The 14,418-nt window shown below is 46.1% G+C and carries 14 protein-coding genes; 3 read left to right on the top strand and 11 right to left on the bottom strand.

Annotation, left to right across the window (positions count from 1 at the left end):
• Nucleotides 1-32 precede the first annotated feature (32 nt).
• The 11 genes from AMS66_RS09075 to AMS66_RS09025 all read right to left on the bottom strand — a co-directional run bounded on the left by AMS66_RS09075 (nt 33) and on the right by AMS66_RS09025 (nt 11,694).
• Nucleotides 33-1,493 (bottom strand): sensor histidine kinase, encoded by a 1,461-nt coding sequence (locus AMS66_RS09075; protein WP_053780478.1) that lies wholly within the window; start codon nt 1,491-1,493, stop codon nt 33-35.
• A 1-nt stretch (nt 1,494) separates the two neighbouring features.
• Complete coding sequence (locus AMS66_RS09070) at nt 1,495-2,184, bottom strand: response regulator transcription factor (RefSeq protein WP_053780477.1); 690 nt, start codon at nt 2,182-2,184, stop codon at nt 1,495-1,497.
• A gap of 196 nt (nt 2,185-2,380) precedes the next feature.
• Nucleotides 2,381-4,075 (bottom strand): S1C family serine protease, encoded by a 1,695-nt coding sequence (locus AMS66_RS09065; protein ID WP_053780476.1) that lies wholly within the window; start codon nt 4,073-4,075, stop codon nt 2,381-2,383.
• Between the two features lie 148 nt (nt 4,076-4,223).
• A complete protein-coding gene (locus AMS66_RS09060) occupies nt 4,224-4,886 on the bottom strand; it encodes a response regulator (RefSeq protein ID WP_053780475.1) in 663 nt (220 codons plus the stop codon).
• Nucleotides 4,883-5,920 (bottom strand): HAMP domain-containing sensor histidine kinase, encoded by a 1,038-nt coding sequence (locus AMS66_RS09055; RefSeq protein ID WP_053780474.1) that lies wholly within the window; start codon nt 5,918-5,920, stop codon nt 4,883-4,885. The genes AMS66_RS09060 and AMS66_RS09055 overlap by 4 nt, the downstream gene beginning before the upstream one ends.
• Nucleotides 5,921-5,923: 3 nt before the next feature.
• The gene (liaF, locus tag AMS66_RS09050; protein ID WP_053780473.1) at nt 5,924-6,964 is read right to left on the bottom strand and encodes a cell wall-active antibiotics response protein LiaF; all 1,041 of its coding nucleotides are present in this window, start codon (nt 6,962-6,964) and stop codon (nt 5,924-5,926) included.
• 168 nt (nt 6,965-7,132) lie between these two features.
• Nucleotides 7,133-7,318: a hypothetical protein gene (locus tag AMS66_RS09045; protein ID WP_082350632.1), complete on the bottom strand. Its 186-nt coding sequence runs from the start codon at nt 7,316-7,318 to the stop codon at nt 7,133-7,135.
• 112 nt (nt 7,319-7,430) lie between these two features.
• The gene (locus tag AMS66_RS34530) at nt 7,431-8,204 is read right to left on the bottom strand and encodes a 3D domain-containing protein (protein ID WP_330219303.1); all 774 of its coding nucleotides are present in this window, start codon (nt 8,202-8,204) and stop codon (nt 7,431-7,433) included.
• 180 nt (nt 8,205-8,384) lie between these two features.
• Nucleotides 8,385-10,322: a threonine--tRNA ligase gene (gene thrS / locus AMS66_RS09035; protein WP_053780471.1), complete on the bottom strand. Its 1,938-nt coding sequence runs from the start codon at nt 10,320-10,322 to the stop codon at nt 8,385-8,387.
• A 5-nt stretch (nt 10,323-10,327) separates the two neighbouring features.
• The gene (locus AMS66_RS09030; protein ID WP_053780470.1) at nt 10,328-10,555 is read right to left on the bottom strand and encodes a hypothetical protein; all 228 of its coding nucleotides are present in this window, start codon (nt 10,553-10,555) and stop codon (nt 10,328-10,330) included.
• A gap of 194 nt (nt 10,556-10,749) precedes the next feature.
• Complete coding sequence (locus AMS66_RS09025) at nt 10,750-11,694, bottom strand: putative sporulation protein YtxC (protein WP_053780469.1); 945 nt, start codon at nt 11,692-11,694, stop codon at nt 10,750-10,752.
• A gap of 179 nt (nt 11,695-11,873) precedes the next feature.
• On the opposite strand from AMS66_RS09025, the gene AMS66_RS09020 reads away from it, so the two are divergent.
• The 3 genes from AMS66_RS09020 to AMS66_RS09010 all read left to right on the top strand — a co-directional run bounded on the left by AMS66_RS09020 (nt 11,874) and on the right by AMS66_RS09010 (nt 14,339).
• A complete protein-coding gene (locus tag AMS66_RS09020; RefSeq protein ID WP_053780468.1) occupies nt 11,874-12,278 on the top strand; it encodes a hypothetical protein in 405 nt (134 codons plus the stop codon).
• Nucleotides 12,279-12,601: 323 nt separating this feature from the next.
• Nucleotides 12,602-13,096, top strand: a complete 495-nt coding sequence (locus AMS66_RS09015) for a cation:proton antiporter regulatory subunit (RefSeq protein WP_053780467.1) — start codon at nt 12,602-12,604, stop codon at nt 13,094-13,096.
• A gap of 4 nt (nt 13,097-13,100) precedes the next feature.
• Nucleotides 13,101-14,339 carry a cation:proton antiporter gene (locus tag AMS66_RS09010; protein ID WP_053780466.1) on the top strand — a complete coding sequence of 413 codons (1,239 nt, stop codon included), beginning with the start codon at nt 13,101-13,103 and terminating at the stop codon, nt 14,337-14,339.
• Nucleotides 14,340-14,418 lie beyond the last annotated feature (79 nt).

Here is a 14,418-nt window from a genome sequence, read left to right as displayed (position 1 = left end):
CCGATGTAATTGCAGTCCTGTCTATTATAACCTTATTCGATAGGCGGAGCAAAGACAACCGGCAACCAAATGATAAAGGTTGTTCCTTCTCCACGTCTGGTTACAACCTCTACAGATCCCTGGTGTTCCTCAATGATCCACTTGGCGATCGACAGTCCCAGACCTATACCTGGTGTGGCACCACGGGATTCATCCGCTCGATAGAACCGGTCAAAGATAAACGGAACTTCATCCCGATCCATTCCAATCCCCGTATCACTGATGCGCAGTCCTACCTGACCTTTATAAAGTATCGCATCAAGAGTAACCGAACCATCTGGTGTGTACTTGAAAGCATTCTCAATAAAAATAAATAGCATCTGCTGCAAATAGTCCTTGCTGCCGTTCACATATATGCCATTCAAAATCGATAGATCCCCTGGACGCCAGTCTGCCTGATGATCAAGGAATTGCGATCTGCGAGCCACTTCCTGCACCAGAATTTGCAACGGGATCGGATTAAGTTCGATTTTCTGTCCTGTATCGGCTCTGGCCAAAGACAGCATGTCGCTGATCAGCCTGCTCATGCGTTTGCCTTCATCCGCCATATCCTCTATCGCTTCAAGCGACATTTGTTTAACCGTTTCTTCATCCAGATTCGGTCGGTCCGTGCTCTCCTGGTCCCACAGCTTCTTCAGGAAGTCCACATTACCGCGGATCGTGGTCAGCGGTGTACGCAGCTCATGAGAGGCATCAGACACGAATCTGCGCTGGGCTTTATTTGTCTCTTCCAACCCTCGAAATGACAGTTCTGTTCGTTCAAGCATATTATTCACTGTTTCAATCAAACGTCCAATCTCATCCTTGGGACCCGTGTACTGTATGCGCACACTGAGATCATCCCCAGACTGAATTTGATTGGCCGCATCAATCACATTGACAAGTGGCCGCATGGATTTACGAGCCAGAACCAGACCCGAAGTAATCGCAAGTGCCATCGCGACAAGCCAGCCAAAAACCAGAATATTTCGCAGAGCTTCCAACAATCGTTCCTGGGAACTAACATTGGCGCCAACTTGAAGGAGTCCCCTTATTTCATTGGTTCCCTGAAGAGACAGGGGCTGCTGATTCACCAAGAAAGGGGTCCCATTCACATAGATCTTGGATATTCCACGCTTTTTCTGAATCTCATTGGATTTCACAACGGGAAATTGAATCTGAAGCTTCTCCATATTGCCTGATATTTTGCCAGATCTGCTCTGGTAGTCCCACAACTGGATGTATATCTGAGCTTCCTGAAGCTGACTTTCCGTAAAAGGGTCCAGGTCCAGCGACTGCGAAAGTGGATTGACACCTATCTGATTGGTAATTCGTTCACTTTTATCTTTCAGTTGCTGTTCCACTTCTTGATACGTATTAAAATAAACAAAAGCGTAGATTACAACTCCCCAAAAAATGAGCACGGCTGCCAAGATGCCTGAATACCACGCGGTTAATCTTAACCGAATGGACATGTCAGGAGTCACCTCTCAAAATATAGCCGGCTCCCCGGATGGTCTGGATCAAGCGTTTGCCGCCGTATTCTTCGGTTTTTTGTCTGAGCATGGCAATATACACTTCAAGCACATTGGATTCACCACTATAATCATAACCCCAGATTTTATCCATAATCAGATCACGGGACAGCACACGTTTCGGATTTTGCATAAACAGATTCAGCAATTCGAACTCCTTGGCAGTCAATTCCAGACGCTGACCGTCACGCAACACCTCACGAGAATCATTATCCAGAATAATATCCTCATACATCAGACGATTATCAGGTGTGTCTGCCATATCCGCTTTACGACGTAGTAAGGCACGGACACGAGCCAACAATTCTTCAAGTGCAAACGGCTTCACTAGATAATCATCTGCACCTGTATCAAGTCCGATTACCCGGCTCTGTACTTCATCTTTGGCAGTGAGCATCAGCACGGGCACCTTGCTCCCCGCTTCCCTGAGTCTGCGACATACTTCAAACCCGTCAATTTGCGGCATCATGACATCAAGAACCACGATATCCGGTTCTTTATCCATCAGCTTACTTAGCCCTTCCGCTCCATTCGAAGCCGTCTGTACATCATATCCTTCAAAAGCCAGTCCTCGCCGAAGCATGGACACGATTTTTTCATCATCATCAACAATCAGAATAGTTGAGCGCATGGTCTTTCTCCTTTATCCCTTAACGTTTTAATCCCATTGTAACAGGCAAATGCTTAATCTGCATCTTCTCCAAATGCCTTGCTGCTTTTCAAGTTGAACCTGAATGTAGTACAAATTTATATAGGGCAAAAAAAGCGAAAGGGCCCTCGAACCCTTCCGCTCTTCTAAACCTTATTCTATAGCCTATGATGCGGCATTATGGTTGTTGTTGCTGCTGTTGTTGATCCGTCGTTTGTGTAGTATCGTAATCGTTTTTGTTGCCGATTTTGATTTTTACATCCATTTTTTTACCGTCTCGAACAACACTCAGTGTCACTTCGCTGCCAATTTCCTGTTTCTTGATGAAATCAATCAAATCCTGGCTTGTGCTGTATGCCGTACCGTTGGCACCTGTGATGATGTCATAAGCACGCAGGTCTGCTAGGTAAGCAGGGGATTGATAGATCGTGCTGGCTACAACAGAGCCTTCAGTGATATCGGTTCCCATCTGTTTAGCCACTTCAGGCGTGAGGGCCATCAGAGATGCACCAATGAACGGTACCGGCTCTTTGGGAACTTCTTTGTTTTCTTTCAGATATTTAACCGCATCCGAGATTACACTCGAAGGAATGGCAAATCCAATGCCCTGTGCATCTGCGCTAACCGCCACGTTCATACCAATGACTTCACCATTGAGGTTAAGCAACGGTCCACCGGAGTTACCCGGATTAATGGAAGCATCCGTTTGTAACAAGTGGCTGTACTCACGAGTTTTGCCTGTTTCTTCGTCCGGAATGCTGATGGTACGTTCTTTCGCACTCAACACACCTGCGGTAACCGTGTGTTCAAATCCTTCCGGGTTACCAATAGCTACGAGCCATTCACCAACTTGTGTACTGTTGGAGTCACCCAGTGGAGCGACAGGGAAAGCATCGTCGCCGCTGTTTTTCTCAATTTTCAATACGGCAAGGTCAAGGTCGAAGCTGCTTCCTAGCAATTTTGCTTCATACGGTTTGCTGTTATTTTCCAGCGTTACCTGAATCACATCTGCACCCTGAACCACGTGTTGGTTCGTCAGGATGTAGCCTTCTTTGTCAAAAATAAATCCAGAGCCAATACCGAGCGGAACCAACTGATTGCTGCTTTGTTGCTGTTGCTGCTGCTGATTTTGGCCTTGGTCTGTTCCGCCATTGCTTCCATTACCAAAGAAGTATTGGTACAATGGATCGCTCATCGTAGAGCCGCCTTGGCTGCTGCTACGTGAGGACTGCTTGGCGAGCGTTTCAATTTTGACGACAGCCGGGCTAGTACTCGTTACCACCGAGGAAACATCCTCTTTACCGGTTGGAAGCAATGACGCTGTCACATTATTGCTGCTGCCCGAATTGGTAGGAGAAGATGACGTACTGGAGCTTTCATTTTCAGCACTTGTGAGCGCTTCTTGCGGTGTAAACATGTTTGTTCTGTCCGCTGTATACATCAACACTGTAATGACCAGCATCCCGGCGATAAAAGAGAACAATAGCGATCGTACGGAAGAACGTGGCCGACGGTTATTATAATTCCAATTGCCATTGTTGTTGCCGCCGTTCCCCTGATCTCCTCCGTTGCCTGAACCGTTGCCACCCCCTCTGGATGACGTATTGGCTTGATCCGATGATTCGTTATTGTAGTTACTGTAGTAAGTAGGTACTGGCTTCACGGGATCAGGTCTTGTAATCTCTACATTTCCTTCTTCACGTTGGTTATGTTCCCCATTATAACTTGCTGTATCTTCCTGATTCACGGACTGAAAAGGTCCATAAGAATAATAATAGGAGGAATCGTCCGTCCCCGATGAGTTGCGATTCTCCGCTTGTTTAGTTTCATTTTCCTCGTCTTGACGGTTCGCTCTGTAATTACGTTCATCCATGCCTCTCTACCTCCCAATCTCTTCTTCGCAAGAGATATTCTTTAACTGTCCTTATTTTGTACTTTAAACCTTAACCGTACCTTAAAAACAATTAAAAAGGAGATAAAAGCACGCCGTTATAGAACATTTTTCCCGCCAAATCTGCATTCTAACCCTTATTCTTCACCCAGCCCTGACGATGTGCGTATATGGCCAGTTGTGTCCGATCGTCCATTTCACATTTCATCAACAGATTGCTTACATGGGTTTTGACGGTTTTGATACTAATATGTAGTTCTTCCCCGATGTCCTTATTGGTCTTGCCCTCTGCAATCAGCAAGAGGACCTCCTTTTCCCGTTCTGTCAGGCCTGATTCGTTCTCTCTTGCTGTCCGCTGTCTGATTCCACGGGTCAGTGCCTGTGATACGTCACCTGTCATAACAGGCATACCTCGGTATGCTCCTTGCAGAGCATAGATCAACTCTTCGGCAGATACCGTCTTCAGCACATAACTGACCGCTCCGGCTTCAATCGCCTGGACCACAAGGTCATCCTCCAGGAAACTGGTCAGCATCACAATTTTCAAACCCGGAAACTCCGTCATAATCGCTTGTGTCGCTTCCGCACCATTCATCACCGGCATCATCAGGTCCATCAGGATCAGGTCAGGCAATTCATTTTCTCCCAGCTTACGCAGCTGATGCAATGCATCCTGTCCGTTACCTGCTTCCCCCATAACATGAAATGTGGGCTCCAGCATTAAATAAGTCTTTAACCCCATCCGTACCATATCATGATCATCCACAATCATTACATTCACTTTTCCGCTCATTCCGTCTCCCCCTCTGAATCTTTCGGAAATTTCGGGATGAATACCCGCACCGTCGTTCCCGCTCCCGGCTTCGATATAATCTGAACCTGTCCGCCAAGCTTCTCTGCCCGTTCACGCATCGTTGATAATCCATATGAACCGGGCCGTTCTGCTTGCTGTAAGAAACCTTGACCATCATCACTGATGCTCATACTGATCTGATGTTCGCTCTCGCGTATGGACAGGCTGACCAAACCCGCTTCCGCATGTTTTACCACATTAGCGACCGCTTCCTGAATAACAAGAAACAGCTGGTGCTCAATGGCATCGGAAATTCCGCCATCCAGTTCCAGCTCTTTCACACCTTTTAGTCCGTTCTGCCTGCAATAATCCGGGAACCAGCTATCCAGCGCTTCGGTGAGATCCCTTCCCTCCAACTCCACTGGGCGAAGCTGGGCAATAAGTCCGCGCATCTGCCGCTGCGCGATATGTGACATCTGAATCAGCTGATCCAGCACGTTGCTGCCATGCTCGGGATTCATCTCCATCAGGCGTGGTAAGGAGGAAGCCGACATATGCATGGCGAACAGCTGCTGGCTGACCGTATCATGCAAATCTCTAGCCATTCGTTTGCGTTCTTCAATCACGGCGCGTTCAGATGCCTGTTCCTTCTCAATAACTTCCTGCTCACCGAGCCGCTGAAGCAATCTCATTTTTTTCTCAATCGAATCCATCATGACATTGAATTCCTGATATACCCGCCCGAAGGATGCATCATCTGCCTCAGGCATTCGAACGGCGAGATTACCCTTAGACACTTTCAGCATGTTGAGATCCAGAAGATCAATCTTGCGCTGAAGCCGCAAGGCGGCAATATACCCCGTGATTACGGTAGCCAGCAGAACAACAGCAACATAGGTCCAGGCACGTTGACGCCCTGTTCCCATCAGCACTTCCCCGTATAGCAAATAAAACCCGCCCAAAGTAATTAGTCCGGTCAGCGCAAAATACATCATCAGTTCCCATTTATTTGCCTTGAGAATCGTTCGAATCATGCGTTAACCCACCTTATTCACTTTGACATCTCCAATAAACACACTGACGACAATCCGTACTTTTTTGCCTGCTTCGCTATAATGCGCCGTTTCAGCCTGAGCACTGCTTAGGAATCCACCCCGTTTTTGATTTAACAGCGACATGTCCCCAATAAACGAGTTCGTCGTCACGGTCACACCCAGATCCATATCTTCCGGTACAAATACCTTCACATCTCCGATAAAAGAAGAAATGTTAATCTTCGTCTCACCGTAAGGTATTTGCGCCTTCGTCAAATCAATAACCGTATCGCCGATAAATGCCGAAATGTTCATTGGTTTCAGCGAGAACACTTCCTGTCCCATATACATATCACCGATAAATGCTGATTTGTTAATCGTATTCCCATTGCCACCATAATAATTGGAATCATCATCATAGTGGTCATCGTCATCAAATGTTCCATATGCCTTTTTGTTTGAACCGTAACCTTTATGCTTGTGATGGTGATGGTGTTTATGTCCGTGTGATTTATGGTCTTCCTTATCTGTATAAAATGAGCCATGCGAATCATTCTTTTGTTCCTGTTTCGGTTTGCCAAATGTTTTCTCGAACTGTTCGTCAAACGAAGACGGCATTTCCAGGTCCTCAGGGGACAATGGTTTATAAGGTGGCTCCGGTGGTGGAGGCGGTTGTACTTGATCATGATGTTTCCGGTCACGACGACGGGGTCCGATCAGAACGAACAATCCCCCACCAATCAGCATCACCGGGATCAGGTAGCGAATGAACTCACCCATGGAGTAGTCAATCCATCCCAGATTGCGTGCCTGAAAGTATCCACCGATGGCCAGTACAATGGCGGGTCCAATCAAAGCATGACTCCCGTTGCGCCGAATCTCGGTCATACCTTTTACGCCCCACCAAATCAAAAATAAAGGCCAATATGTTCTGAACATGTATCCGATATCTATGTCATAGCCCAATTGCCTGAACAATATTATTGCGCCAATCGCAATAAGAGGAATGCCAACCCACCAGCGGTCCCGCGTAGATCGTTTCATCGCTCATGTCTCCTTTGTCTGTATTCTGTATCCAGTTTACCTCAGACAAGAGTTGGTTAACAGCGGCGGCAGATGGAATTGATCTCGGTCTCCAGACGGAGGCGGAAGGATATATATGTAAAATATTAAAACACCCTGGAGAATTCTCCAAGGTGTCTGTGTATTGATTTACTTTTGTGATTTGCCTGTGTTCTCGGAACCGAATTCAGCATTGAATTTTTCATCAGGTGTTTGGAAGTTATCCTTCACTTTGTTTTGTTGCGCTTGTTTCACTTTGTTTGCTACATTCTCTTCTCCAAACTCTGCATTGTACTTCTCGTTTGGCGTTTGTGAACCTTGAGATTTCTTAGCCACGACGATCACCTCTCTCTTCATATTTACATTGCATTCCTGCAACGCGGGGTTCGTCCCCAGAGAGTATTATGTGAAGAGTTTGCGACCGTTATTCATTTTTTAAAATTCATCGTTAGACGGCCTTGTCCAGCCATGAATCCGGTACAGATTTGTACACATCGATCGCTTCCGATAACTCTTCAAGCATTTTTTCAGTGCATTTTCCAGCACCTTGTTTGATCACCTGTACTTCAACATCCTTTTTGCCCCATTCCTTGTACACTTGCTTAGTTGTAGGGAAATAGAGATCAATTTTATTGCCCTTAATCGCTGAGCCTGTGTCTGCAACGATACCGTAACCGTAGCCGGGAATATATAAAATGGACCCCAGTGGAAACAGCTTCGGATCAGCTGCAATCGTTGAGACCGTTTCTTTATCGCGGCGTACCTTTACACCTGAATACGTAATTCCGTATTGAGGATGCTTGGGTCCTTTTCCCGTTGATTCTACACCTGCAGTGTAACCGGTAGCCGTCACCTTATGTGTGTCCAATACCTGCTCTGTACGCGGAGCGAGCACCGGCATGGAAGGATCAACTCCGATCTGCTTCTTCGGAATTTCCGGTCGCGGAATAACAATAGGCTGCGGAGACCATAAAAAGCCCATATAGACCATGGTTGTAAGTTGAGCCTGATCACTGTATTCATAAACTGCCGTTTCGGGATGTATGCCCTCCAGCTCATCTGAAATTCCGCTGTGCTGGTTCTCCACATACATGACTTCATTTTCCTCTTCAAAGGTATACGCTTCAGCCTGATTCCAGCCCAAGACTACTCCGGTGAGCACTACACAGCATGAGATGATGAACCTTATGTTTTTCTTTTGAATTAAGAATTGCTTTTTCATTATAGAACCTCCCCCTTACTGCAAAGGTTTTCCAAAATGAAAAAATTCTATACTTTCCCCTGTTAAGGCACTCTTAGCCGGTTGCCTATAAACCTAAAAATAACAAAAAAACCGTCTGAACCATTGGATTTACTCCAATATGATTCAAACGGTTTCTATTGTCGAACCCACAATTCTGGATTACGTCTGTTTTGTTGTAATCTCTTCTTTGAGCTGGGCTACAATTTCGTCCACTGGTTTCATGCCGAGATCGCCTTCTCCACGTTTCCGTACAGATACAGCCTCTGCATTACGTTCATTTTCACCAACAACGAACATGTAAGGCATTTTCTCAAGCTGTGCCTCACGGATTTTATAACCGAGCTTCTCGTTACGCAGATCAGCTTCAGCAGAGATCCCTGCACGTTTCAACTTCGCTTCTACTTCACGTGCATAGTCATCGAAGTTGCCGGATACCGGAATAACCTTCGCTTGTACAGGAGACAACCACAGTGGCAGAGCCCCTGCAAAGTTCTCCAGCAAGAATGCAGTGAAACGCTCCATCGTGCTGATTACACCGCGGTGGATAACGACCGGACGATGCTTCTGTCCGTCATCTCCCACATATTCGAGCTCAAACCGCTCTGGCAAGAGGAAGTCCAATTGAACGGTAGACAATGTCTCTTCCTTACCCAGCGCTGTTTTGATCTGAACGTCCAGTTTTGGACCGTAGAATGCTGCTTCGCCTTCTGCTTCATAAAATGGAAGGTTGAGCTCTTCCACAACTTCACGCAGCATGCGTTGGGACATTTCCCACATCTCGTCATTCTGGAAGTATTTTTCGGTATCCTGAGGATCACGATAGGACAGACGGAAACGATATTCTTGAATGCCGAAATCTTTATAAACCGTTTGAATCAGTTCAATAACACGTGCGAATTCTTCCTTGATCTGATCCGGGCGTGCGAAAATGTGAGAGTCGTTCAGTGTCATCGCACGTACACGGTGCAGACCTGTCAACGCGCCCGACATTTCGTAACGATGCATCATACCAAGCTCGGCAATCCGGATCGGCAGATCACGGTAGCTGTGCATACTGGACTTGTACACCATCATGTGGTGAGGACAGTTCATTGGACGAAGAACGAGTTCCTCATTGTCCATAACCATTTTCGGGAACATGTCTTCCTGATAGTGCTCCCAATGTCCAGATGTTTTGTACAACTCCACATTACCCAGCACCGGTGTGTACACATGCTGATATCCAAGGCTCTCTTCCAGATCCACAATATAACGCTCCAACGTCCGGCGAAGCTTGGCACCATTAGGCAACCAGATTGGCAGACCTTGTCCAACCAGTTGGGAGAATGTGAAGATTTCGAGTTCTTTACCCAGTTTACGGTGATCCCGTTTACGCGCTTCTTCCAGGAAGTGCAAATGTTCATCCAGCTGTGCTTTTTTCACAAAAGCCGTACCATAAATACGCTGCAGCATTTTGTTTTTGCTATCTCCGCGCCAGTATGCACCTGCGACATTCATCAGTTTGAATACTTTGATTTTGCTGGTGGATGGTACGTGTGGTCCACGGCACAAGTCGAAGAATTCACCTTGCTCATATATGGTGATGACACTTTCTTCCGGTAAGTCACGAATCAATTCGAGCTTGTATGGATCGCCCACTTCTTCGAAAATTTTGATCGCTTCCGCCCGGCTAACCTCCTTACGTACAATCGGCAAGTTCTCATTAACAATACGTTCCATTTCCTTCTCGATCTTCTGCAGATCTTCAGGATTGAGAGGTTGTTCCAAATCCATATCATAGTAGAAACCATCTTCAATAACAGGGCCAACACCGAGGTGCACTTCTTTGTTTCCGTATAAACGCTTCACAGCTTGAGCGAGCAAGTGAGCTGTACTGTGACGCATTACTTCCAGACCTTCTGGTGAATCCAGTGTTACGATCTCCACCAACGCTCCCTCATGAAGTGTAGTGGACAAGTCCACGACGATTCCATCCAGTTTGCCGGCTACGGCATTTTTGCGAAGTCCGCTGCTGATCGAAGCGGCCACATCTTCAATGCTGCTTCCATCGGCATACTCACGAACCGAACCATCGGGTAGTTTAATGTTAACTGCCATTTGTCTCATTCCTCCTGTAAATTCAACCTCTGTCCATACATGATCATGGATGGATAATCTATTGCTGTTCCTGCGATTTTTGCAAAGGAACGCAAAAAACACCCGTCCCGGCAAAGGGACGAGTGTTGTATACTCTCGTGGTTCCACCCTAATTCAGCTGCTTCATCCATATTGGAAGTACAGCCCTCATTGGCATGACGGTAACGGGCATGACCCGGCAGATCCTTACTCATGGATGACTACCTGTATAATAGAGGCAATCTTCATATCCATTTTCAAAACTGCAGCTACAAAGGGGTAAACCAAACGTGGCATCCGGAGGAAATTTCAGCCTGGTTCCCTCTCTCTGCACCGACCGTGCGTATGGTTCTTGTCTTTGTCAACGCTTTTGCTAATTGTTCCATTACAACTTCTAATAAATCATGGATCAACAGTTATTATAATTGCCGAGATCACTTGCGTCAAGACCTGTCAACAATCCGGAGCGCAGCACTTCACACTCGGGGCAATGATGACATAATTGCACCTTGTCCTCAAAGATCTGACGGATCGTAGAAATGATGGGCAGATCTGGAGTGCGCGTATGCAGCATGACTTTTTCAGGCGAGATGGAGATCAGCGTACTCACAATCATATCTTCGATATCCATTTCCAATTCAAGTCCTGGCATCTCCACGACGACCTGTTCATCCTTTTGAACGGGCAACACATTAAGCGCAGCATCCAATACCTGAAATTCATGCAAACCTTTGTGAATCAAATGGACAAGAGGTACTTTCGCCTCCTGAAAGAATACAAAATATTTGAGCAGCCCCATAAATTCTTCGTATTGACGATCCATCCAGAATTCATCCAGCGCATATTCTACCAGCTCATGAAGCTCCTGCTTATATTGCCGAATTCGGAAATTCATAATGCCTTCAAGGTGAAAAAAATGAACCTCCTCCAAGTCCTGCTTCAATCCATTGGCCAAGGTGGTACGACGACGTTCTCGCAGTCCTGGCTGATCCAAATCACCATTGAATAATAAAGGCATGCATATCCTATTCACCTTCTCCACCTCATGTTCGTCCATGACCGAGCAGGCCTTGGAGATCATCTCTTCCACAATAATACGTTCACGCGTATCCATGATGAAATCTGCAAGTCCCATGGCCAGCAAATCACTGATCTGAGGCAGCCACTGCTGGAAGTCAACGTGATTCTCATTCCCTCTGCATACCCAGGCCGCTCTTCCGTCATTATGTTTGAAGGTGAGCCGAAATCCTCTTTTGCTTATATGTAAACCTTTGGTTTTTTCCTTCACACAACGATAAAATTGATCCGCTTCCTCCTGCCCTGATACATCGGTCCATACGGCGAACAGTTCCATAAGAATCACTCCTTTCCTTCCTGTTCAAAGTATATGGCAAGGCCGATAGGGATATACGAAGCGGATTGATGGAAAGCGTGTCATGATTTCTCAGTATATTATCAATTGGTTTGGAGTTAAGACAAAAATGTGTTATTATTTTTATAACAGTATGTTTCACGGAAAAGGGGGAAGCCAAAATGAGACAACAACCAAGAATACTCCGTTACGCTTTTATTATCATTTTGTGCGTATTCCAAGCGTTGTCCTTCCCTAATCCGATGCAGTCGGAATCCGCTGTCGAGGTAAACGTTGAGACGACTTCCAACAAAGAAGTGCTTGTCCACACATTGGAGTCTCAGCAGAAACCAGCCATTCGCAAATACCCACAAGTCATGTCGAAGTTGATTGCGGTCACGCATAACAAACCTGTCTTTCTTGTGCTCGCTTTGTTGCTAATGCTGCGAATTCCTACACCGCGTCTGCCCTTTAAACCGTTGATTTGTCTGTTTAAACGCAGATTATTTCTGCTACCTATTAAATTCACCAGTATGTATGTATCTCCCACCCCTATAGCACCAAAATACGTGAACGCTTTTAACTAGCCGTTACACCGTATTTTTGTGGTTGCTTTGCATGGAGACACCTCTGTCTGAAAGACGGTGTGCTTGTGCATAACTTATAACCCTTTTAGCAAATGTTAGATATCGATCAGCTTCATTAGCAACACTTATTTGTTAGCATGTATTTTGTTAATTTTGTTATCCCCATTTTCATTGAAAATTCACAACACAAGGCTGTGTGTCAGGAGTCCCTGGCTCTGTTTACCCGCATCATTTAATGTTCCTAAGAGCAGCAGATCATTCTATTTTCGGGAAATAAGCCTGTCTTCTGTGGCCAGCCCTCAATTTAAGGAGGCATACTATCCATGGATGTACGCGAAACAGATTTGCCGGGAATCGGCAAGAAATTTCAGATTGAAACGAGCAGTGGAGATAAAATTATTGTCATTATTCACGATGACGGTCGCCGGGAAATGTACCATTTTGAGTACGATGATCCAGACCAAAGCATCTCCATGATCACGCTTGATGACTATGAAGCAAGACAGATTGCTGCCATCGTTGGTGGATTGACCTATAAACCAAAGCAGCTTGAAAATATTGAAGTAACGTTTGACGATCTGATTATTGAATGGTACAAAATCGAGCCATCCTACGGATGTATCGGTAAATCGATTGGTGAACTGGACGTACGTCAAAACTCAGGGGCAACGGTTATTGCCGTTGTAGAGAAGAATCACAAAAAACATATCAGCCCCGGTCCGGAGGTAGTGATTAGTGCAGAATCCACGGTAGTAGCCGTTGGCGAACGCAATCAGCAAAAGCTATTCAAATCCCTCCTCCTGACCGGAAGGGGGTGAGTCGATGGATCATCTGATATTCGAAGTGGGTCTGGCACTTGTGCTCATTGCAGCAGCCGGACTCTTATCCGCAAAACTGAGATTTTCGGTCGTTCCATTTTACATCCTGATCGGGATGGCCGTTGGACCTCATGCCATGAAGATCTGGCATCTGGACTTCCGTTTTATTGAAAGTCAGCCGTTTATTGAGTTTATGGGGCGAATCGGTATTCTGTTCCTGCTCTTCTATCTCGGGTTGGAGTTCTCGGTTGGTCGTCTAATCAAGTCGGGTAAATCCATTGCAGTTGGCGGTTCCATCTATATTGGGATTAACTTCACGCTGGGATTGATTTTTGGTTTTGCCTCAGGGTTCCCAGCTGCCGAAGCTCTTATCATTGCCGGAATTACAACTATTTCATCCAGTGCCATCGTCGCCAAGGTTCTCGTTGATCTGAAACGAACAGCGAATCCGGAGACGGAAATGATTCTCGGAATTATCATGTTTGAAGATGTATTTCTCGCTGTATATATCTCCATCTTGTCTGGACTTGTGCTCAGTGATTCATCCTCCATCGGAGGTGTCATTGTATCCGCACTCGTCGCGCTTGGATTCATGCTCATTGTCATTATTCTTGGACGCAAGGCAACACCACTGCTCAACAAGGTGCTTAAGATTCGCTCCAATGAGTTGTTCTCCCTTGTGATTTTCGGTGCATTGTTCCTCGTAGCCGGATTCTCCGAAACCATTCATGTCGCCGAAGCGATTGGCGCCTTGCTTGTTGGTTTGGTGTTGGCTGAGACGGAACATGCAAAACGGATTGAGCACTTGATTCTGCCATTCCGTGATTTCTTCGGAGCTGTCTTCTTCTTCAGCTTTGGTTTGTCCATCGATCCGCTGGCTCTTGGCGGGGAAGCTGTATGGCTTGCTTTGATCGCAGTTGTGCTCACACTATTCGGAAACTTCCTTGCAGGCATGCTCGCTGGACGCAGTGCAGGATTATCACCGAAAGCATCAGCCAATATTGGTTTGACCATTGTGTCACGTGGTGAATTCTCCATCATTATGGCCAACATGGGTAAAGCCGGAGGACTTCTCCCGCTGCTGCAACCATTCGCTGCATTATATGTACTCATTCTGGCAATTCTTGGACCGTTATTAACGAAGGAATCCAAACACGTGTTCAGATTATTGGATAAAATATTTAAGTTCAAAGACCCTCGGAAGAAGAAAGAAGAACCGAAGGTGCTACAGAAAGAAGGATAACCCCCTGTTTGTTCAGAACAGACAACGTATCGTAATTGCGGCTCTACCGCCGATCTTTCTGTGATTAACCCAGGGAGAA

This window comes from Paenibacillus xylanivorans, assembly GCF_001280595.1.
Classification (GTDB): domain Bacteria; phylum Bacillota; class Bacilli; order Paenibacillales; family Paenibacillaceae; genus Paenibacillus; species Paenibacillus xylanivorans.
This window is presented reverse-complemented; position numbering and strand designations above follow the sequence as displayed.